This window comes from Paraburkholderia fungorum, from assembly GCF_046027215.1.
GTDB lineage: Bacteria > Pseudomonadota > Gammaproteobacteria > Burkholderiales > Burkholderiaceae > Paraburkholderia > Paraburkholderia fungorum_D.
The window spans coordinates 2,046,246-2,066,697 of record NZ_JAQQEN010000001.1 but is presented as its reverse complement, the minus strand read 5'-3'; the positions used below and the strand labels follow the sequence as shown (position 1 = coordinate 2,066,697).

The following is a 20,452-nucleotide window of genomic DNA, read 5'->3' as shown; positions in this document are numbered from 1 at the left end:
GACGCAGCACTGTGCGCGTGCGAAGCGCAAGGTCGAAACAGGTGCGGATTTTCGCGGCGAGTCGAGATGCGATAAGGGCCGGCGACGTGCGCGACGGCATTGGCGCGGGACTTGCGTAACGGTTTCGGGGAGCCGGCAACGTAGCCGGCTTCGAGCCATGCAGGTGCGCTCGCGCGTGCTGCTGCTCCTCAAAGACAAAGCAAAAGACAACGCAAAGACAATGCATTACCCGGACAACGGCGTCCCCTCGTGACTCTCACGAGCGGACGCCGTTTTTATTGGGTACCGACGATACGACGAGCGTCGCCCCGAAAGTCGCCCCACAAGAAAGCCAAGGACACCGCGATGAACCCAATCACAGGCAAGGTCACCTTACTGAGCGCCGGCCCAGGCGATCTCGACCTGCTCACGCTGCGTTGCTGGCGAGCCTGCCCGCGGATACGCCGGCGGCTGTGGTGCAGTGGGCAGGCGGCGCGAACGAGCGGCGTCTGGTGACGCGCCTCGATCGACTCGCCGCCGATGCCACGAATGCGGATTTCGGCAGTCCGGCGGTGATTCTGGTGGGCAGCGCGATCGGCGAGAGCGCCGAATGCGGAGCACAGTGGCACGCGCGAGATGAAGATCAGGACACCGGCACAGCGGTCGCCCAGGCTGCCTGATCCTGCTGCGTCATGAATGCCATGCAGCACAACCGCGCTCACATGCCGACCGGCCACCGCGCGACGAAGCACGTCCCGTCTTCCTCGGACGAACTCACGTCCAGCGTGCCGCCGTGCCCGGCGACGATCTGCTTGCAGATATAGAGACCTAGCCCGAGCCCGCCGCCCGGCTTGCTGGTGGGCGGCCGCCAGTATGGCTCGAACACGCGGCTCAAGGCGTCCGGCGCAATGGCGTTGCCGCCGTTCGAGACGGTCAGCACCACCTCGTCGTTTTCCACGCGCCCTTGCACCGTCACGGGAAACCCCGCGGCGCCATGCGTCAGGGCGTTGCCCAGCAGGTTGGAGAGCAACTGCTGCGCCCGCGTGCGATCGCAGCGCACCCGGACCGGGATAGCGAGATCGTCGACCACCATGCGCTCCGGATTGGCCTCGCGCAATTCAGCCACCACTGCCCGCAGCGCCGCTGCAAGATCGTCGACGTCGTCGATCGACACGCCGATTCCCGAGCCGAGCCGGCCGCGCGCGAAATCCATCACGTCGTCGATCAGACGAGCCATGCGCAACGTGGTGCTTTTCAGCCGCTGGCCAATCTTGACGATATCGGGCTCGCTCTTGCGCAGCGTCAGCAGTTCCGCCGTCGCGCTGACGGCCGAAAGCGGATTGCGTAGATCGTGCCCAAGCACGGCGATGAACTGTTCGCGCAGACTGGAAATCTCCCGTTCGCGCGACAACGCCGCTTCCGCCTCCTGCTGGCGGCCCTCGGTGACGAGCTGGATCGCGATCAGGTCGGCGAACACCTCGAACATGCCCACCGTGCGCGCATCCGACAGCGCTGCCGGCTTCGGGTCGATCGCGCAAAGATTACCGAAGTAACTGCCGTCGGGCAAAACGATCGGTACGGAAACATAACTGCCGAGGTTGTAGATCCGCGCAGTGTGATGTCCGCGATAAACCGGGTCTTCGCCGAAGTTGTCGATGACGATCGACGCACGCGCGGCACGCGACTCGAAACACAGCGTGGTGTGGAGATCGAGCTGGCCGCCGGGCACCAGACCGAAGTTGACCTCGTCCCGCACCGCGCATGCCGTCCAGCTGCGGTCCGTGACACGCGCGACGGCGGCAAAGCCCATTCCGGTGTTCCGGCAGATCATCCGCAGGATCGTGGGCACGGCGCCGATCCGGCTAACCGCGGCAATATCCCGCGCAATCTGTGCGCTCTCGTCATCCCCGACCGGTAAATTATTCATAAGAAAGTGGTGCCCGATACGTTGGCTTAGCGGCCGAAAAACGAAATTTCACCCTGATTCTATCGGGACTTCAAATTGCTCACTACAAGGGTATGCAACCTGGGGAATCCGGATGTCCACTTACGCCACCGCACGTCTGCTGATCGCGGATGACGATCCGAATCTGCTGGCGGCCTACGTGCTCTATTTCAGCGCGAACGGTTTTGAAATCCGCACCGCCGGCAACGGCGTCGACGCGTTTGCGCACTACTGCGCATGGCACCCGGTGGCGGCGCTGCTCGACATTGAAATGCCCCACCTCGATGGCCGCGCCCTCGCGAAGCGCATCCGTTCCGTAGCCTACACGCCCGCGCCAATGCTGATCGCGGTCACAGGCCTCACACGCGCCGAGGAAAAAATCGAATCGCTGCGCTGCGGGTTCGACCATCATTTCGTCAAACCGGTATCGATGCCGGTGATTCTTGCAGCGTTGACCGCGCGCGATTCGCCGTAGCCGACGGCACTGCCTGCTCGCCGCCCGCATCCGCTGCCGGATCGATCTAGTCGGCGAAGCCCAATTCCGCTTCGACCGCCTGGCCGACGCGCAGCCATGCCCCGTCTCCGCGCGCAACAATCGCATTGTTGCCGAAGGTCAGCGCGCCGCCGCGCTGCGCATTCGCCCGGTACACGCTCATCGTGTCGGTGGGCTCGTTCGGCCAGTCGGGATTGGGTGCGCCTTTCGCCTGGTCGATGGTCGGCATGGGACAGCGCGTGCACAGCTTGACCAGTTGCAGCTGCACGCCCGGCTCTTCCCCGCTCTCCACGCTCAGGCTCTCCAGATAGTCTTCTTCGTACGCGTCAAGACCCGTCAACACGACGTTCGGACGAAACCGGTCGATCGGAATCGACGGCGCGCCCTTGTGGTTCAACCGCACGTTCAGATCGTCGAGCGAGGCCTGGCCGATCACGAGCAGCGGGAAGCCGTCGGCGAAATGCGTGGTGGCGCCGATGCTGCCCGTGTAATCCGGATCGACGATCCGTTCGCGCTCCGGATCGAAACGCAACAGCCGCGCCGGCACGCCGAGAAATGCGGAAAACCACATTGCGCATGCTTCGCCGGTATCGAGCCCATACGCCGCGTCACGCCAGACCATGGTTTGCACGCGCTGCGGCGCGCTCAGTTCGACCAGTTCAGCCGGGTCGAGCGGCGTGCGCAGCTCGCTCATGCCCGGCGCGCGAATCACCAGATCGCGCTCGCCCAGTTCGACCTTGATCAGCGCCATGCGCGGATACGCGCGTTGCGTGAGCATTGCACCGCCCGGATCGGTGACCATCCAGCAGCGGTCGTATTCGAGGCCGGTGGCGAAGAGGCGTGCCGCATTCAGCGCAATGCCGGCGCACGATTTGATCGGATAAACAAAGAGTTCGCTGATGGAAGGCATGATGGGTAAACCGCGATATTTTTTGTCGTAGGCTCGATTGTACGAGGTCGATGCGACGCGCGCCCATCACTCCCAGCCTTCGAGCCGCAGCGTGGCGCGCACGAGGCGCTGCTCTTCCTGTTCGATTTCCCGCAGATTCGCGCACACGCTTGCAATGTGCTCGGCCGCCGCCTTGCGCGCCTGTTCCGGCAACTTGCCGGTGACAGCGTTGTAGAGCCGCGCATGCTGACGATCGATCACCCGTTTCTGTGGCTCGCGGTGATACAGATTGTTCACCGAGGCGAACACCGAACTCAGCAGCAGATCGGTGAGCGAGCTCAAGGTGTGCACCAGCACCGGGTTATGCGACGCCTCGCAGATCGCGAGATGGAACGCGTGATCGAGCCGTGCGTGGGTGGACGCACTCGTCTCCTTGCCGTGCGCCGCGACCATCTCTTCGTAGCGGCGCGTGATCAGCACGAAATCGGCGGGCGTGCCACGCAGCGCCGCGAGCCGCGCCGATTCCGCTTCGAGCAGCGCCCGCACCTCGAACAGATCGTAAAGCGTGCGCGGCTGCGAGCCGAGCAGATGCATCAACGGCGTGAGCGCGGGCTGCGCGGTGAGGCTCGCGACGAACGAGCCCCTGCCGTGCGAGGTCTCGATGATGCCGCGTGCCCTCAGCAGCTTGAGCCCCTCGCGCAGCGCCGTGCGCGACACGCCGAGCTTGTCGGTGAGTCGCCGCTCGGACGGCAACGCCTGCCCCGTTTTCAGCACGCCGTCGACGATCAGCCGCTCGATCCGCTCGGCGACTACGTCCGCGACCTGTCTGCCGCTGTCCTGATCCGCTATCTGCATTGCTATTCCAACTGGTATGACCACTTTAAAATGCTATCACGCGGTGAATGACTATACCTTGTACAAGGCTTACATGACGGCGTTTCAGGCGTATCGACCCGTAATACGTCGAATTAAAAACTGGTACGACCACCTTCCTTGACCGTCGACAGGCGCGCCCACAGCCGTGACAATCCGGCCAGAGACACCCTCGCGCGCCCGCGCCAACGGGCACTGCCGCCCGCTCAGCGCGGCGCAAGGAGACCCCCATGAGTTATCTATACGACGAACGTGTCGACGGCGCACTCGCGATGCACGACAAATCCGCAATTGTCGCGCAGCTGCAAGCGCTGCTCCCCGACCTGCAACTGCTGCACGAGCAGGAAGACCTCCGCCCGTTCGAATGCGACGGTCTCGCCGCGTACCGCGCGACGCCAATGCTGGTCGCACTACCCGACAAGGTCGAACAGGTCGAGGCGCTGCTGAAATTCGCCCATGCGCGGAAGATCCCCGTGGTCGCGCGCGGCGCCGGCACCGGTTTGTCCGGCGGCGCATTGCCGCTGGACAAAGGCATTCTGCTGGTGATGGCGCGCTTTAACCGGATTCTCGACATCGATCCCGAAGCCGGTCTTGCCCGCGTGCAACCCGGCGTACGCAACCTCGCGATCTCGCAGGCGGCGGCGCCACATGGGCTTTACTATGCGCCGGACCCGTCGTCGCAGATTGCCTGCTCGATCGGCGGCAACGTCGCGGAAAACGCGGGCGGCGTGCACTGCCTGAAATACGGGCTGACCGTCAACAATATCCTGAAGCTGGAGATTCTCACCATCGACGGCGAGCGCATCACGCTCGGCTCGGACGCGCTCGATGCACCGGGCTTCGACTACCTCGCGCTCTTCACCGGCTCGGAAGGCATGCTCGGCATCGTCACCGAAGTCACGGTGAAACTGCTGACCAGGCCGCAAAGCGCGAAAGTGCTGCTCGCCAGTTTCGATGACGTCGAGAAAGCCGGTGCCGCGGTCGCGCAGATCATCGGCGCGGGCGTGATTCCGGGCGGGCTCGAAATGATGGACAACCTGGCGATTCGCGCCGCGGAAGACTTCATCCATGCGGGCTATCCGGTCGATGCCGAAGCGATCCTGCTATGCGAGGTCGACGGCGTGGAAAGCGACGTGCAGGAAGACGTGGCGTGCGTCGAGGCGCTGCTGCGCGCGGCGGGCGCGACCGAGATCCGCGTGGCCAGAGACGAAGCCGAACGCCAGCGTTTCTGGGCCGGCCGCAAGAATGCGTTTCCCGCCGTGGGCCGCATCTCACCCGATTACTACTGCATGGACGGCACGATCCCGCGCCGCGAATTGCCACACGTGCTCAGGCGCATCGAAGACCTGTCCAAAGAATACGGTCTGCGGGTAGCCAACGTGTTCCATGCCGGCGACGGCAACATGCACCCGCTGATCCTGTTCGACGCCAACGCGCCCGGCGAGACCGAGCGCGCCGAGGCGCTCGGCGCGCGCATCCTCGAGCTGTGCGTCGCGGTGGGCGGCAGCATCACCGGCGAGCACGGCGTGGGCCGCGAAAAAATCAATCAGATGTGCGCGCAGTTCAACAGCGACGAACTCACTTTCTTCCATGCGCTGAAGGCCGCCTTCGACCCGAGCGGCCTCTTGAACCCCGGCAAGAACGTGCCGACCCTGCACCGCTGCGCCGAATTCGGCTCGATGCACGTGCACCACGGCAAGCTGCCCTTTCCAGAACTGGAGCGTTTCTGATGCTGATCGAACCGGTATCGATGGACGATAGCGAACGGCTCATCGCCGAAGTTGCGCGGGCGCACGCGAGCAGCGCCCCACTCAGGATTCGCGGCGGCAACAGCAAGGCCTTTCTTGGCCGGCCAGTGCAAGGCACGCCGATCGACACGCGCTCGCATCGCGGCGTGCTCAGCTACGACCCGACCGAACTCGTCATCACCGCGCGCGCCGGCACGCCGCTCGCCGAACTGAATGCCGCGCTCGACGCCGCCGGCCAGATGCTGCCGTGCGAGCCGCCGGCCTTTGACGGCGCGGCCACCGTGGGCGGCATGGTCGCAACCGGACTCGCCGGTCCGCGCCGGCCATGGTCCGGCTCGGTGCGCGATTTCGTGCTGGGTTGCCGCGTAATAACGGGCGAAGCAAAGCATCTGCGCTTTGGCGGCGAGGTGATGAAAAACGTCGCGGGCTATGACGTCTCGCGGCTGCTGGCCGGCAGCTTCGGCTGCCTTGGGCTGATCACCGAAGTATCGCTCAAGGTGCTGCCCAGGCCGCGCGCGTTCGGCAGTCTGACGCTCGATCTCGCGGCGGACGAAGCGCTGCGTGAACTGTCGGCGTGGCGCAAGGCCGCGTTGCCCGTGAGTGGTGCATGTCACGTCGACGGTCGGTTGCATGTGCGGCTCGAAGGGGGCGTGGGATCGGTGGCGTCGGCAATGGACCGCATCGGCGGCGCCCAACTCGATCTGTCCTTCTGGGACGCCTTGCGCGAACACCGCCTGGCATTTTTCGACGACCCACGGCCGCTGTGGCGCCTGTCCCTGCCGAATGCGGCGCCGCTGCTCGAATTGCCCGGCGACACCCTGCTCGACTGGGCCGGCGCGCAACGCTGGCTGAAAAGCGATGCCCCGGCCGCGACGATTCGCCAGATCGCACTTGCCGCCGGCGGGCATGCCACCTGTTTTACCCCAGCCGTGGCCACCGAGCCGTTCACGCCGCTGCCTGCCGCGCTGCTGCGTTTTCATCAGCAACTGAAGCGGCAACTCGACCCGCGCGCCCTCTTCAACCCTGGCCGCCTCTACGCCGGCCTCTGAAGACCGGCAGGCGAACCTCCGAAGGGAACCTCAGCATGCAAACCAATCTCAGCGACGCCGCCAAAAGCCTGTCGCGCGCCGACGAAGCCGAGCAGATCCTGCGCTCGTGCGTGCACTGCGGCTTTTGCAACGCCACCTGCCCGACCTATCAACTGCTCGGCAACGAACTGGATGGGCCGCGCGGACGCATTTATCTGATCAAGCAGATGCTCGAAGGCGAGCCGGTCACGCAGAAAACCCAGTTGCACCTCGACCGCTGCCTCACCTGCCGCAATTGCGAAACCACCTGTCCATCCGGCGTCACGTATCACGCGCTGCTGGATATCGGCCGGGCGGAACTGGAGCGGCGCATCGAGCGGCCCGCGTCGGAACGCTTGCTGCGCGAGGGTTTGCGCCGCGTGATCCCGCATCCGGCGGTGTTCGACGCGCTCGTCAAAACCGGCCGGGTGATGCGGCCGTTTCTTCCGGCCGCGCTTGGACGTAAAATCCCCAAGCGTAGCGCCAGCCCGAAGCCTCGGCCGGCGCCGCGGCATCCGCGCAAAATGCTGATGCTGGAAGGCTGCGTGCAACCCACGCTGTCGCCGAACACCAATGCGGCCGCCGCCCGCGTGCTCGACCGGCTCGGCATCAGTATCGTGAATGCCGAACGGGCCGGGTGTTGCGGGGCGACCGATTATCATCTGAACGCGCAGGAAGCAGGTCTCGCGCGGGCACGGCGCAATATCGACGCGTGGTGGCCCGCCATCGAGGCTGGCGCCGAAGCGATCGTGCAAACCGCGAGCGGCTGCGGCGCATTCGTCAAGGAGTACGGGCATTTGCTGCGCAACGATCCGCGCTATGCGTCAAAAGCGCAGCGGGTCAGCGAACTGGCACGCGATCTCGTCGAAGTTCTGGCTGACGAGCCGCTCGACGCGTTGCAAGCAACGCTGCAAGCAACGTTGCCAGGCCAGACGCAGCGAAAGATCGCGTTTCATTGCCCATGCACGTTGCAGCATGCGCAAAAGCTGGGCGGTGCCGTCGAGTCGATCCTGCAACGGCTCGGCTTCGATCTCACCGCGGTGCCCGACACCCATTTATGCTGCGGATCGGCGGGCACGTATTCGATCACCCAGCCAGAGCTTGCGGAAAGATTACGCAATAATAGGCTCGACGCGCTGGAAAGCGGCAAGCCGGAGCTGATCGTCACGGCCAACATCGGTTGCCAGACACATCTGGACGGCGCCGGGCGCACCGCGGTGCGCCACTGGATTGAACTTGTAGAAGCATCCCTACCATAAACGAAACAGGAATTTCACCATGCTGAGCAAACCCGTGTTGACCGTTGCCGAAACGACCCGAATTCTCGAAACCGCGCGTGCGGAAGCCGAGAAGAACCTGTGGGCCGTCGCGATCGTCGTGGTCGACGACGGCGGCCATCCGCTCGGAATGCTGCGGCTCGATGGCAGTGCACCGGCGAGCGCCTACATTGCGACGGAAAAAGCCCGCACTTCGGCGATCGGCCGCCGCGAAACCAAGGTATACGAAGACATGATCAACAACGGCCGCACCGCATTCCTGAGCGCACCGTTGCAAGGCACGCTCGAAGGCGGCGTGCCGGTGATCGTCGACGGCCAGGTGGTCGGCGCGGTCGGCGTGTCGGGCGTCAAGTCGGATCAGGACGCCCAGATCGCTCGCGCCGGTATTCAAAGCATCGTCGCTTAAGCTTCACGCAAGCGGCACCGAAAAACGTAACCCTCCGGGCCGATGCCCCCTCATCGGCCCGATTCAGATGGAGCAGTCGATGACTCAGATGAACCCGCGCGGCGGACTGCAAGTCGCCGCCAACCTCGACCAGTTCGTCGAAACCGAAGCCCTGCCCGGCACCGGAATCGACAGCGCCGCTTTCTGGTCAGGTTTCGACGCCCTCGTGCACGAGCTGGCGCCCAAAAACCGTGCGCTGCTCGCCGAGCGCGACCGCCTGCAAACCGAGCTCGACACATGGCATCGCGCCCATCCGGGTCCGGTGCGCGATCTGCGCGCGTATCGTGCATTTCTCGAAAGCATCGGCTATATCGTGCCGGTGCCCGCCAGTGTCAAAGCCACGACCGACCAGGTGGACACCGAAATCGCCGAACAGGCCGGCCCGCAACTCGTCGTGCCGCTGTCGAACCAGCGCTATGCGCTGAACGCGGCGAATGCACGCTGGGGCAGCCTGTACGACGCACTGTACGGCACCGATGCAATTCCCGAGGCTGACGGCGCAGAAAGGCAGAAGGCCTTCAACCCGGTGCGCGGCGCCGCGGTGATCGCTTATGCGCGCAAGTTTCTCGATCAGGCCGCGCCGCTCGCCAACGGCTCGCATGCCGATGCGACAGGTTATAGCGTGGACGGCGGCAAGCTCGTCGTCACGCTCAAAAACGGCACGACCGCACTGCAAACGCCGGCGCAATTCATCGGCTATCAGGGCGATGCGGGCGCACCGTCGGCCGTACTGCTGAAGCACAACGGCCTGCACTTCGAAATCCAGATCGACGCCAACGATTCGATCGGCAAGACCGCTTCGGCCCACGTGAAAGACGTGCTGGTCGAAGCGGCGGTGAGCACGATCATCGATTGCGAAGACTCGGTCGCCGCGGTCGACGCCGACGACAAGGTGCTGCTCTATCGCAACTGGCTCGGCCTGATGAACGGCGATCTGACCGAAGAGGTCACGAAGAACGGCAAGACCTTCACGCGCCGCCTGAACGCCGATCGTGAGTACACGGGTGCGGACGGCTCGTCAAACGTCAGGCTGCATGGCCGCTCGCTGCTGTTCATCCGCAACGTCGGTCATTTGATGACGAATCCGGCCGTGCTGACCCAGGACGGCCACGAGATTCCGGAAGGCATTCTCGACGCGGTGATCACCTCGCTGTGCGCCTTGCACGACCGTCAGCACAAGCTGAACTCGCGCACCGGCTCGATCTATATCGTGAAGCCGAAGATGCACGGCCCGGCGGAAGTCGCGTTCGCGAGCGAACTGTTCGCACGCGTCGAAGACCTGCTGAAGCTGCCGCGCAACACGATCAAGATGGGCATCATGGACGAGGAGCGCCGCACCAGCGTCAACCTGCTCGCGTGCATCGGCGAAGCGTCGGAGCGTGTCGCGTTCATCAACACCGGTTTCCTCGACCGCACCGGCGACGAAATGCACTCGGCGATGGAAGCCGGCCCGATGATGCGCAAGGGCGACATGAAGTCGAGCGTATGGATTGCCGCCTACGAGCGCAGCAACGTGCTGGTCGGTCTGAACGCGGGCCTGCGTGGCCGCTCGCAGATCGGCAAGGGCATGTGGGCCATGCCCGACCTGATGCACGCGATGCTCGAACAGAAAATCGCTCATCCGAAGGCTGGCGCGAATACCGCATGGGTGCCCTCGCCTACCGCCGCGACGCTGCACGCGCTGCACTATCATCAAATCGACGTGCAGGCGGTTCAGCAGGAACTGGAGCGCACGGACTATGCGAAAGTGCGTGACGAGTTGCTCGACGGCCTCCTGACGATTCCGGTGGTCGAATCGGCGCAATGGAACGCGGACGAAATCCGCAGCGAAGTCGAGAACAACGCGCAAGGCATTCTCGGCTACGTGGTGCGTTGGGTCGATCAGGGTGTGGGGTGCTCGAAGGTGCCCGACATTCACAACGTCGGCCTGATGGAAGATCGCGCGACGCTGCGCATTTCCAGTCAGCACATCGCCAACTGGCTGTATCACGGCGTGGTGACGCGCGAGCTGGTTGAAGAAACCTTCCGTCGTATGGCGAAGGTGGTCGACGAACAGAACGCGGGCGATCCGCACTACCAGCCGATGGCGCCTGGCTTCGACACGCTGGCGTTCAAGGCAGCGCAAGCACTGGTATTCGAAGGACGCGCCCAGCCGAGCGGCTACACGGAACCGTTGCTGCACAAGTTCCGTCTGGAAGTGAAGAAGCACTGAGGCTGTTCTGGCCGGCGCTCGGATCGCAGGTTCCGGCGCGGCTGAAAAAGACGGGCGCCGCGTGGTTTGCGGCGCCCGTTTTAACGTGCGCGATCGTGCTGCGCGTTGCTTCTGCGTGATGTTTTCAGTGCCGTGGGCATGGCCCTGGTGCGGCGCTTGCGCTTATGCTTACGCCGCTTCCGCGGTCAATTGCGTGGACATGTTGGCCTGCATATAGGTTTGCAGATACGCCTCGAATTCCGCCTTCACTTCCGGATGGCGCAGCGCGAATTCCACCGTCGCCTTCAGGTAGCCAAGCTTGCTGCCGCAATCGAAGCGCGTGCCGAAATAGCGATACGCGAGCACCTGCTCTTCCGTCAGCAGCGACTGCACCGCGTCGGTCAATTGCAATTCGCCGCCCGCACCCGGCTTGAGCGCGCGGATATGCTTGAAGATGGTCGGCATCAGCACGTAGCGGCCCACCACGCCGAGGTTCGACGGCGCCTTGTCCGGCGCCGGCTTCTCGACAATGCCCGACAGCTTGATCACGTTGTCTTCCCACTCGCGGCCATCCACCACGCCGTACGAGCGGCTGTCTTCGCGCGCGATGGTTTCGACGCCGATCACCGAGCTGTGATAGTGGTTGAACGTGTCCACGAGCTGGCTCATTACCGGCTTCGTGCTGTGCAGCAGGTCGTCCGCGAGAATCACGGCAAACGGGCTCTCGCCCACCAGTTTTTCGGCGCATAGCACCGCGTGCCCGAGACCGAGCGCTTCGGCCTGGCGCACATAGAAACAGTCGACGTTGGCCGGTTTGATGCTGCGCACGAGGTCGAGCAGCTTCTGCTTGTTGCGTGCCTCGAGTTCGGCTTCGATCTCATAGGACTTGTCGAAATGATCTTCAATAGCGCGCTTGCTGCGGCCGGTCACGAAGATCATTTCGGTGATGCCGGCCGCAATCGCTTCTTCAACCGCGTACTGGATCAGCGGCTTGTCGACGATAGGCAGCATTTCTTTCGGACTTGCCTTGGTGGCCGGCAGGAATCGTGTCCCGAGGCCCGCTACGGGAAACACGGCTTTGGTGACTTTCAGCATGGTAGGCATTCCCACATCGGTTAGAGATTAGTGTGTTCGCGGACCTGACGGCCAATCGATGTCGCCCGGAAGGCTAGCAAAAAAATCAATTCATTTCACGCGTGAATTTTTTCTATTCGAATAAATAAATCAATTCGCTTTCGATATCCCAAATCGTGATAAAAATCAGGCAACAATTACGTATCGAAACTGAATTATTTTCGTCGAAGCCGAAAATTTTACGTACTGGGCGAGCCGGGCCCAACCCGGCGCGCGCGGGTTGCTCGCAGGCTGCTCGCGCTCACTCTTTCTCGTCGACCTGTGGCAGCTTGCCCGGATTGATACGAAAACGGCGGATCGGTTCGTTGCGCAAGGCTTCCCGGTAGGCGGAAGCGGCGACAAGGATCAGCAGCACGGCGATGCCGGCGAGTAAATGCAGGTTCATGACTACACCCCTGGTCAAGAGAATCCGTGTCTTAAATTAGCACAACAAAAGCGGTAAATAATTCCCTGTCGCAGCCCGTTATGCTCAATTACAATTCGTCACAAAATCGCCATTTAATTCAATTCATCAGCCAATTTTTTATCCATTTTTTGCCTGCGCTGTGCACTAGGATGTGATGCACCGCAGGCGCGCATGGCGTGCCCGGGAATAAGCATTTTCCTCCTCAGAACAAGGACCGCGCATGAGCGACCCAGCCCTGGATGCCGCCGGCTCATCCCTGCCCCTTTCCACGCCGCGTCAGGCCGCCGTGCCGCGCGCCCAGAGCGAAGCGCGCGCCGATAGCGCCGGCAAGGAACATGTGATCGACGCAATGCGAGGCTTTGCCGCGCTGCTGGTTGCGTATTTCCATTGCCGCCAGGTGGAATGGGTGGGCATTCAGGCCTTTCATCAAAACGTCGGCCATTCATTCAGCCTGAACACGATCGCCGGCTATCTGACTTTCCCGATTGCGTGGGGCTCGGCTGGCGTGCCGATTTTCTTCGTGATCAGCGGCTACTGCATCCATCGCAGCGGCGCGCTGCGGCTGGCAAAAAATCCCGACTACGCGCTCGATGCCGGCAATTTCTGGGTACGCCGCTTTGCGCGCATTTATCCGGTGCTGTTCGCCGCGCTGTTACTCACCCTTGCGCTCGACTGGGTCAGCTTGCAGTTGCCGCCGGTCAATCACAAGATCCTCGGGATCGGCTGGCAGCCGTTTCTGATCAACCTGTTGTCGCTGCAAGGCGTGGCCGGCAAGACGTATGGATCGAACGGCGCGCTGTGGACGCTCTCGCTCGAAGTGCAGTTCTACGCGATTTACCCGTTACTATTCGCGCTGCGCCGGCGCCTCGGCATGAACGCCGTGCTGGCGATGGTCGCGGTGATCAATGTGGTGTCGGCCTGCGTACTCGAGCGCCACGACATCCAGTTCTTCACGTCTTACTGGTTCTCGTGGATGCTGGGCGCGTGGATCGCCGATGCAAAAGCCCGCACCGCGCCGGATGCGCGTTCATCGGTCTGGCTCTACGTGCTCGCTGCGGGGTTCATCGCGCTGGGCTGCGTGGCATTTCATTTCGGCCAATACGGCGCATTCCAGTTGTGGGCAATTGGTTTCGCGTTCTATCTGTACAAGGCGCTGGAGCGGCGCAATGCGGATACGCCTGGCTTGCGCCTGCTGTCGCGCGTCGGCGATTTCAGCTTCTCGCTGTATCTGATCCATTTGCCGATCTTTGTGCTGCTGTCGTCGCTGTTATTCCGCTCGTCGCTGCAGATGTCGATCTGGCCGTCGTTTGGCTACATGCTGGTGGCAGTGACGGTTGCCTACGTGTTCTACCGTCTCGTCGAACTGCCGGCGATGAAGTGGTCGGCGAGTTTCAAGCCGAAGGCGGCGTTGAAGCGGCGTTGATGCGGCGTTGATGCGGGGTTGACGGCGAGGCGATGAAAGCGGCGCGCCGGCGCGGCTTCATCAAATCGCGGTCTTCAAATCCAGACCGCGCCCCTCAATAAAAAAACGGAGCGAAGGTCTGCAAGACTTTCGCTCCGCTGCGCCAACAGCGAGGGCTGGCCACGCCCCCCACTTACTCCGCCTACCCCGCCAGAACCGCTTTAGCGCCCCACCACGCCCTTCAGAATCCGCTCGACACCTTCCACATAGGTTGCGGTGCCGAACCGGCTCAGCGCCGTCTGATACCCATTTCTGACCAGCCTGTTACGCAAGTCGTCATTCGAGCGCAGTTCGGCCAGCGTATCGGCCAGACCGTGCGCGTCGCCCGGCGTGCAGAGCACGCCGTTCTCGTAGTCGTCGATAATCTCCAGTACACCGCCGGCACGGGCGGCCACCACGGGCCGCTGCGCGAGCATCCCTTCGACGATCACGCGGCCGAACGGCTCCGGCGTAATCGATGTATGGACCACGGCGTCGACCGCGCACATGCAGGCCGCAATGTCGTGCTGGAAGCCGAGAAAATGCACCCGGTCGCCGAGATCGTGCGCGGCGACGAACGCATGCAGTTCGATCTCGTACGCGTCCTCGCCGAATAGCGGCGCGCCTACCAGCACGGCATGCATGTGCGGATTGAGCACCATCGCTTCGAGCAGCACGTGCTGCCCCTTCCAGCGCGCGAGGCGACTGAACGAGCCTGCCAGAAACACGTCCTGCGGGAGATTCAGGCGCTGGCGCAGCGTCGCCTGCGGGACACTGCGCAACGCGTCGAAAGGCGCCGCGGAAATGCCGTTGAAGACGACGTCGATCCGCTTTTTATCAAAGCGTGTGAGTTCGGCGAAAGCCCGCGCCGACGCCGCTGAATTCGCGATCACGTGCGTGAGACCGAAGCGCGCGCACCACTTGATGATCGCCAGTTGCTTGCCGCCGAAATGCTCGGGGCTGACGATATCGCGCAGATGCCACACCACCGGTCGGCGTGCGAGCTTGCCGGCAATCGCGCCGATCACCATCGCGCGCTGGGTGTTCGCATAGATCACGTCGACGTTGCGCGCGCGTTGAGCGGTGGCGCGCACCAGCGAGATCAAGCCCTTGAGCGCCTGCCCCTTCGGCAACGAACCGCCCTGCTTGCGAACATTGCGCAACGCGCCCGCGTCGAGCACGTTGACGGTCACGCCGGCCTTCGCGAGCGCGGTACGGAACGGGCCGTCGTCGAACAGCACCACCTCGATGCGCTCGCGCAGCGCTTTCACGATTTCCAGCAGCGACAACTCGGCGCCGCCGAGCACACCGCTTTGATCGACGGCCAGCACGCGCGGCGCGTTGGCGGTTGCCGCGCTCGCTGTGTACGGCACGTACGGCGGCAAAGTCGCCGAGCGCAACGCCGGCACCGAAGCCCGCACGTGCGCGAAGAACCGCTCGCGGAAATGCGCCGCGGAAAACTGCTCGGCGTTGGCGCGGCAATCCACCGGCGAGAAACGCTTGCCATGCTCATCGAAACGCTCGACCGCAGCGATGATCGACTCGGCGCTCTGCTCGTCGAAGAACATGCCGGTCGGCCGCGCCTCCGACAGATCGCGCACCGTTTCGAGCGCCCCGCCCTTGCCGTAGGCAATCACCGGCGTGCCGCACGCCTGCGCTTCCACCACGGAAATGCCGAAGTCCTCCTCTGCAGCGAACACGAAGGCCTTCGCGCGGCTCATGCGATCCTTGAGCACCTTGAACGGCTGATAACCCATGATCTCGACATTCGGCCCCGCCTTCGCACGGATCTTCTGCATGTCGGGGCCGTCGCCGATCACCACCAGCTTGCGCTCCGGCATCCGCGCGAACGCTTCCACGATCAGATCGATCTTCTTGTACGGCACCATCCGCGAGGCGGTCAGATAGAAATCGTCCTTGTCCGTACACAGCGCGAATGCTTCGACATCCACCGGCGGAAAGATCACCCGCGCGTCGCGCTGGTACACCTTCCTGATACGCCGCGCAATGAAGTCGGAATTCGCCACGAAGCCATCCACCGAATTCGACGTGCGGATATCCCAGTTGCGGATGTAATGCAGAATCAGCCGCGCGAGCGCGGACTTCGGACCGTTGGTCAGTTTCGACTGTTGCAGATACTGGTGCTGCAGATCCCACGCATAGCGGATCGGCGAATGCACGTAGCTGATATGCACCTGGTCGGGGCCGGTCAGAATGCCTTTGGCCACCGCGTGGCTGCTGGAGATCACCACGTCGTAGGCGGACACGTCGAGTTGTTCGATCGCCAGCGGCATCAGCGGCAGATACGTCCGGTATTTCGTGCGCGCGAGCGGCAGCTTCTGGATGAACGAGGTCGTCACCGGCTTGCCCCGCAGGAAACTGCGATCGTCGAGAAAATCGACAAGGCTGAACAGATCCGCGTCCGGAAAACACGCGACGATCTGTTCCAGCACCTTCTCCGCGCCCGCATAGGTGACGAGCCAGTCGTGCACGATGGCGACGCGCACCGCTTTGTCGGCCCGGTACACGGGGCGCGGCGGCGCCTCCCTGGCCGGCACCGTGGTGAGTTCGGCCAGTGCGCTGCGCGTCGTGGGTTGCAGCACGGCTTCTTCAAGGACTTCGTGGTTCATGCGCTTTTCCTCGGATTCAGTCGCAACAGCAGTAAGCGCGCAAGATCGCGCAAGGCGGGCGTCATCGTGATCGACCAGGCGACATTCGCGCCCACCATCAATGCACCGGCGACGATCGCCACAGCGAAACCCGGCAGAAAGCTGGCGAGCCACAGGCTGGCCAGCAGGAAGGCAAGGTGCGCGAGCATGTCGAGCGCGATCTGCCGGGCGCGAATCGCCGACAGGCGCAGCAGCACCGCGTAATCGAACAGCGCGCGGCCGGCCACGGCGATCGCCGCGCCGGTCAAACCGAAATGCGTGATGCCGAACCACAACGCCGCTGCATAGAGCGGCAATTCGAACATTCCGACGCGCGCGGCGGTGGCCGGATTGACCTGCGACTGGATCAGGATGCGCGTGACGTTGGCCTGCCCGACGAGCCACACGGCCACGATCATGATCCGGCCCACAGGCGCCGCCACCGTGGCGATTTCGTTGCCGACCCACAGATGCAGGAACGGTTCGAGCACCAGCATCGCGACCAGCGCGACAGGCGTGAACACGCCGTTGAGAAATTCGAGCGACTGCTGCGTGATGGTGTCCGCGTCAGCGCGGCCCACTGCGGACAGGCGTGGAAACAGCGTGCGCACCAGCGCGGTCGGCACGATGTTCAAACGCGTCACGAGATTCTGCGGCACCGTGTAGTACGTGACGAAACGCGCGCCAAGGCGCGTGCCGAGCATCACGCGGTCGAGCGAATCGGCGACCATGGTGGTGACGCTCGCGATCAGCATCCAGCCGCCAAAATTGAACAGTCCTTTAGCCACACCGAGTTGCGGTGCGCGCACGCTGCGAATTTCCAGCACCTGCAGCGCCGAGCGGCCGAGCAACACGGCCGCGATGATCCGCGCAAGCACCGCTGCGGCCAGCACGTTCTGCAAGGTCGCGCCCATCCACCATGCCGCGCCGAGCGGCAGCAACTGGAACAGGAACGTGCCGATCGTCTGGTTGGTGTTGTAGACGCCAAAGCGTTCCGCGCCGTTGATCGCGCCGGCGAACACCCACGAGACGTTCGCGATCGGAATCGCCACCGCGAGCCACGGCAGCGCCATATACACCTCATGCTGAAGCTCGGGCGAGACCTTGGTGAAGTACGCGGTGTACAGAAACGCGCCGAAATAGATGATCAGTCCGCCAATCACGCCGGTCGCGAGATTGAGCCACGTCGCGCTCCAGAACACGCGCGCGCTCTCGTCCTTGTCGCCCGAGGCGCGCGCCTTGGAGATGTGATTCTGCGCGGCCATGCTCATGCCGAGATCGAGAATCCCGAAGTAGCCGATCAGGGTCCACACGAGGCTGATCACGCCGTAGCGCTCCACGCCGAGCAGCTTGATATACGACGGCACGGTCACGAGCGAGACGAAGGTCGGCAGCACCAGCCCGAAAAAATTGATCGCTACGTTCTTGAGAATGCCTTTATCCATCGGATGCCTTGGGTTTGACTGCGTTTTTGCTTGTCCTGCTTTGCCTGAGTTGCCTGGTATTGCGAATGAAGCGGTCACGACGCACGCTTCGTCACGGTTTCCAGCGGTACATCATCACTTTGCCGCGCGCGTCCTCTTCGACGAACACGAGGTATTCGCCATTGCTGCGTTTCGCGGCGCTGATGCCGTTGGGCACGTCGACCCAGCCCGAGGCGCGCCCCACTTCAGGGCCCGGGCGGATCACGCCGAGTTCCTTGCCGCTGTCCTTGTCCCATACGTGCACAGCGCCGACCGGCTCCACGCCGAAGAGGTATTGCCCTTCGACGGTGAGGCCGATAATCGTCGCGATGGGTTTGCCCTGCGTCTGCCAGGGCAGCGTGATCGCATAGCGCTGCACCGGATTACCGCTCGACCATTTGTCGTAGCGCACCAGCACGCGGCCCACCTCTTTCCAGAAGCCGCGATCCACCGGCGTATCGGCCGTATAGCCCGCCACGTACATCGTGTCGGTGTCCGGGTCGTAGATCGCGCGGTGCAGTTCGGTGAACGGTTGCGGCACCGGGTACTGCGTCATGTTTGAATACGAGTAGACGGGGTTGCCCTTAGCGTCGAGGCCGCCGAAACGGAAGCGGTAAATGCCCTTCGAATCGCGCGTGCGCCAGATGTCGCCCGCGCTATCGACCCACCAGCCCCAGCCGCCCGCGAGTTTCGTGCCGCTCGTATTGAGCGTGAATTCGTCGCTGTTGAACTTGCCGTCGCCGTTCGCATCGCGCCAGATCCAGTCGCCGCCCGGCGGTGCATTCGGCACTTTGGCGACCGCGCGTTCGCGCCCGGCGATGAAGCCCGAAGGAATCGCGGTTTCGCCGTCGTGCTGCGGATCGAAGCGATAGATCTTCAGATGGTCCGCGTACATGTCCGTCAGATAGAGGAACGTGTGGCCCTTGAGCTTGCGGGCGATCGGCAGACCTGGATATTGATCGGTGTGAAACACCGGATCGTCCGGGTATTTGAAGCGGTTCGACAGAAAGCCCGCGTATTTCCAGTCCTGCCCGGCGGGCTTCGTGAGATCGAGTTCGAAGCGCTTGTTGCCGGTATAGACGCTATCGGGCCGCGCGGGATCGATCCATGCGCCGTCCACGAACAGCAGACCCTGTACCTGCCAGTTCTGCCCGCCGTCCGGCGCATAGCTTTCGAGCGTCGCACCGAGCCCGGCGCCGATCGGGTCGTAGCGCGGGCCGATGCCGTTGGTCGACACATAGACATTGCCGCGCGCATCCACGCCCACGCCGGTCAGGCCGTTGAAACGCTGCGGACCGGGTTTGCCGGCAACGCCGCTGAAAATCCCGCCACGTTCGCCGAGCGTGCCTGATTCCGCATAGCGTCCATTGCTTTTGCTGAAGAACAGCACCTGCTGGCGCGGTCCGTTATCGGCGATCAGTACGCGCCCTTGTGCGTCGACTGCCATATCGACAGCCACCGTGTCGGCGGGCAGCGCGAAGGTTTCGTCGATCCGTTTGCCGGTGTTGGTGTAATGCTCGACGTGCGGCGCCCGGTCGGTGCGCGTGCCGCTCAGCACCCACAACGTGCCGTCGGGTGCCAACGCGATCCGGCCCGGCTCGTGCACGGTCCATGTGGTTTTCTGCTGCATCGATTCCGCGTCGTAGACCTCGATGCGATCGCGCGCGGTGTTGGCCGCGTAGAGCGTCGTATCGTTTGCCGCGAGACCGCCGATCTCGGCGTTGGTGCCCGTCGGCACCTCGTTCATCATCAGGAAGCCCGCCGCCAGTTGCGCGTGCGGATCGGCGCTTTTCGCGGCCGGCTGGAACGGCGCGGCGCGTTTCGGATCAACGATCTGCCGACGCGAAATCCCGAACCATTGCTTGCCCTTCTCCGGCCACACGCCCGTTTCGACGAGCCGCCCCTTTTCATTGCCGACGGCAACCGCCACGAACGCGTACTTGCGATTCACCGCGATCGCGCTGCCGCCGCTATTGCCCCAGCCATGCGTGCCGCCTGCGAAGCCGAGCATCTTGCCGTTCTGGTACACGCTCGCTTCCGCGCCGCTTTCGTCCCACGGCGCATTGGTGTAGACCTTGCCGTCAGGCGCCACCGCAATTGCGGTGATATTGATCTGTGCCCAGCTGCCGTCACCGAAACCGAAGGTGTTGCCGATCCATGATGTCTTCGCGTTCAATGCGGTTTCAGCATGCGCCGTGAAACCGACCGATCCCGCAGCCAGTCCGGCCGTAGAGGCAAGCACAGCGAACCAGTTTTTGAACGTGAAACGGGACAAGGTATTCCTCCAGTCAGGGCCGTGCCGCGCTCAAGGCAACGGCCCGCGCGGGTTGAACAGATCCGCCCAATCCGCACAGCTCACATTACGCGGAAAAAACACCGCAACGAAAATCGAAAATAATTCAAAAATATTCAATGCTTTAAGCGGCGCGAAAGAAATCAATTTAAAAATCGAT

At 63.3% G+C, this 20,452-nt stretch carries 15 protein-coding genes and 1 pseudogene; 8 read left to right on the top strand and 8 right to left on the bottom strand.

Going from position 1 to position 20,452, the window contains the following annotated elements; genetic code table 11:
- Positions 1-389 precede the first annotated feature (389 nt).
- A pseudogene (locus tag PQR27_RS09155) lies at positions 390-659 on the top strand (uroporphyrinogen-III C-methyltransferase); the annotation flags it as partial.
- 38 nt (positions 660-697) lie between these two features.
- On the opposite strand, the gene PQR27_RS09150 reads toward PQR27_RS09155, so the two are convergent.
- Positions 698-1,906 carry a GAF domain-containing sensor histidine kinase gene (locus PQR27_RS09150; protein WP_408523338.1) on the bottom strand — a complete coding sequence of 403 codons (1,209 nt, stop codon included), beginning with the start codon at positions 1,904-1,906 and terminating at the stop codon, positions 698-700.
- Between the two features lie 112 nt (positions 1,907-2,018).
- Here PQR27_RS09150 and PQR27_RS09145 point away from each other — a divergent pair, with 112 nt between their 5' ends.
- Entirely contained in the window at positions 2,019-2,399 is a 381-nt protein-coding gene (locus tag PQR27_RS09145; RefSeq protein WP_408523337.1) for a response regulator, read from the top strand.
- Positions 2,400-2,445: 46 nt separating this feature from the next.
- On the opposite strand, the gene PQR27_RS09140 is transcribed toward PQR27_RS09145, so the two are convergent.
- Positions 2,446-3,327, bottom strand: coding sequence for an MOSC domain-containing protein (locus tag PQR27_RS09140; RefSeq protein WP_408523336.1), 882 nt, complete (start codon positions 3,325-3,327; stop codon positions 2,446-2,448).
- A gap of 66 nt (positions 3,328-3,393) precedes the next feature.
- Complete coding sequence (gene glcC, locus PQR27_RS09135; protein WP_408523335.1) at positions 3,394-4,161, bottom strand: transcriptional regulator GlcC; 768 nt, start codon at positions 4,159-4,161, stop codon at positions 3,394-3,396.
- A gap of 248 nt (positions 4,162-4,409) precedes the next feature.
- Here glcC and glcD point away from each other — a divergent pair, with 248 nt between their 5' ends.
- The 5 genes from glcD to PQR27_RS09110 all read left to right on the top strand — a co-directional run bounded on the left by glcD (position 4,410) and on the right by PQR27_RS09110 (position 10,928).
- The gene (glcD, locus tag PQR27_RS09130; protein ID WP_408523334.1) at positions 4,410-5,909 is read left to right on the top strand and encodes a glycolate oxidase subunit GlcD; all 1,500 of its coding nucleotides are present in this window, start codon (positions 4,410-4,412) and stop codon (positions 5,907-5,909) included.
- A complete protein-coding gene (gene glcE / locus PQR27_RS09125; protein WP_408523333.1) occupies positions 5,909-6,976 on the top strand; it encodes a glycolate oxidase subunit GlcE in 1,068 nt (355 codons plus the stop codon). The genes glcD and glcE overlap by 1 nt, the downstream gene beginning before the upstream one ends.
- A 35-nt stretch (positions 6,977-7,011) precedes the next feature.
- Positions 7,012-8,253: a glycolate oxidase subunit GlcF gene (gene glcF / locus PQR27_RS09120; protein ID WP_408523332.1), complete on the top strand. Its 1,242-nt coding sequence runs from the start codon at positions 7,012-7,014 to the stop codon at positions 8,251-8,253.
- Positions 8,254-8,272: 19 nt separating this feature from the next.
- A complete protein-coding gene (locus PQR27_RS09115) occupies positions 8,273-8,677 on the top strand; it encodes a heme-binding protein (RefSeq protein ID WP_408523331.1) in 405 nt (134 codons plus the stop codon).
- Between the two features lie 79 nt (positions 8,678-8,756).
- On the top strand, positions 8,757-10,928 hold the full coding sequence (locus PQR27_RS09110; protein WP_408523330.1) for a malate synthase G: 2,172 nt from the start codon (positions 8,757-8,759) through the stop codon (positions 10,926-10,928).
- 168 nt (positions 10,929-11,096) lie between these two features.
- Here the strand turns inward: PQR27_RS09110 and galU are convergent, their stop codons facing one another.
- On the bottom strand, positions 11,097-12,002 hold the full coding sequence (galU, locus tag PQR27_RS09105; protein ID WP_408523329.1) for a UTP--glucose-1-phosphate uridylyltransferase GalU: 906 nt from the start codon (positions 12,000-12,002) through the stop codon (positions 11,097-11,099).
- 280 nt (positions 12,003-12,282) lie between these two features.
- On the bottom strand, positions 12,283-12,426 hold the full coding sequence (locus PQR27_RS09100; RefSeq protein WP_408523328.1) for a hypothetical protein: 144 nt from the start codon (positions 12,424-12,426) through the stop codon (positions 12,283-12,285).
- A 241-nt stretch (positions 12,427-12,667) separates the two neighbouring features.
- On the opposite strand from PQR27_RS09100, the gene PQR27_RS09095 reads away from it, so the two are divergent.
- Positions 12,668-13,870 carry an acyltransferase family protein gene (locus PQR27_RS09095; protein WP_408523327.1) on the top strand — a complete coding sequence of 401 codons (1,203 nt, stop codon included), beginning with the start codon at positions 12,668-12,670 and terminating at the stop codon, positions 13,868-13,870.
- A 200-nt stretch (positions 13,871-14,070) separates the two neighbouring features.
- Here the strand turns inward: PQR27_RS09095 and PQR27_RS09090 are convergent, their stop codons facing one another.
- The 3 genes from PQR27_RS09090 to PQR27_RS09080 form a co-directional block, all read right to left on the bottom strand.
- Positions 14,071-16,518, bottom strand: coding sequence for a glycosyltransferase family 4 protein (locus tag PQR27_RS09090; protein ID WP_408523326.1), 2,448 nt, complete (start codon positions 16,516-16,518; stop codon positions 14,071-14,073).
- Positions 16,515-17,981, bottom strand: a complete 1,467-nt coding sequence (locus tag PQR27_RS09085; RefSeq protein ID WP_408523325.1) for a flippase — start codon at positions 17,979-17,981, stop codon at positions 16,515-16,517. The genes PQR27_RS09090 and PQR27_RS09085 overlap by 4 nt, the downstream gene beginning before the upstream one ends.
- A 91-nt stretch (positions 17,982-18,072) precedes the next feature.
- The gene (locus PQR27_RS09080; RefSeq protein ID WP_408523324.1) at positions 18,073-20,274 is read right to left on the bottom strand and encodes an NHL repeat-containing protein; all 2,202 of its coding nucleotides are present in this window, start codon (positions 20,272-20,274) and stop codon (positions 18,073-18,075) included.
- Positions 20,275-20,452 lie beyond the last annotated feature (178 nt).

Bases quoted from the DNA above. Each gene is read 5' to 3' on its own strand.
- glcD (WP_408523334.1), top strand. From the start codon at position 4,410: ATGAGTTATCTATACGACGAACGTGTCGACGGCGCACTCGCGATGCAC.
- glcC (WP_408523335.1), bottom strand. From the start codon at position 4,161: ATGCAGATAGCGGATCAGGACAGCGGCAGACAGGTCGCGGACGTAGTC.
- PQR27_RS09140 (WP_408523336.1), bottom strand. From the start codon at position 3,327: ATGCCTTCCATCAGCGAACTCTTTGTTTATCCGATCAAATCGTGCGCC.
- glcF (WP_408523332.1), top strand. From the start codon at position 7,012: ATGCAAACCAATCTCAGCGACGCCGCCAAAAGCCTGTCGCGCGCCGAC.
- glcE (WP_408523333.1), top strand. From the start codon at position 5,909: ATGCTGATCGAACCGGTATCGATGGACGATAGCGAACGGCTCATCGCC.
- PQR27_RS09115 (WP_408523331.1), top strand. From the start codon at position 8,273: ATGCTGAGCAAACCCGTGTTGACCGTTGCCGAAACGACCCGAATTCTC.
- PQR27_RS09095 (WP_408523327.1), top strand. From the start codon at position 12,668: ATGAGCGACCCAGCCCTGGATGCCGCCGGCTCATCCCTGCCCCTTTCC.
- PQR27_RS09110 (WP_408523330.1), top strand. From the start codon at position 8,757: ATGACTCAGATGAACCCGCGCGGCGGACTGCAAGTCGCCGCCAACCTC.
- PQR27_RS09100 (WP_408523328.1), bottom strand. From the start codon at position 12,426: ATGAACCTGCATTTACTCGCCGGCATCGCCGTGCTGCTGATCCTTGTC.
- PQR27_RS09090 (WP_408523326.1), bottom strand. From the start codon at position 16,518: ATGAACCACGAAGTCCTTGAAGAAGCCGTGCTGCAACCCACGACGCGC.
- galU (WP_408523329.1), bottom strand. From the start codon at position 12,002: ATGCTGAAAGTCACCAAAGCCGTGTTTCCCGTAGCGGGCCTCGGGACA.
- PQR27_RS09085 (WP_408523325.1), bottom strand. From the start codon at position 17,981: ATGGATAAAGGCATTCTCAAGAACGTAGCGATCAATTTTTTCGGGCTG.
- PQR27_RS09145 (WP_408523337.1), top strand. From the start codon at position 2,019: ATGTCCACTTACGCCACCGCACGTCTGCTGATCGCGGATGACGATCCG.
- PQR27_RS09150 (WP_408523338.1), bottom strand. From the start codon at position 1,906: ATGAATAATTTACCGGTCGGGGATGACGAGAGCGCACAGATTGCGCGG.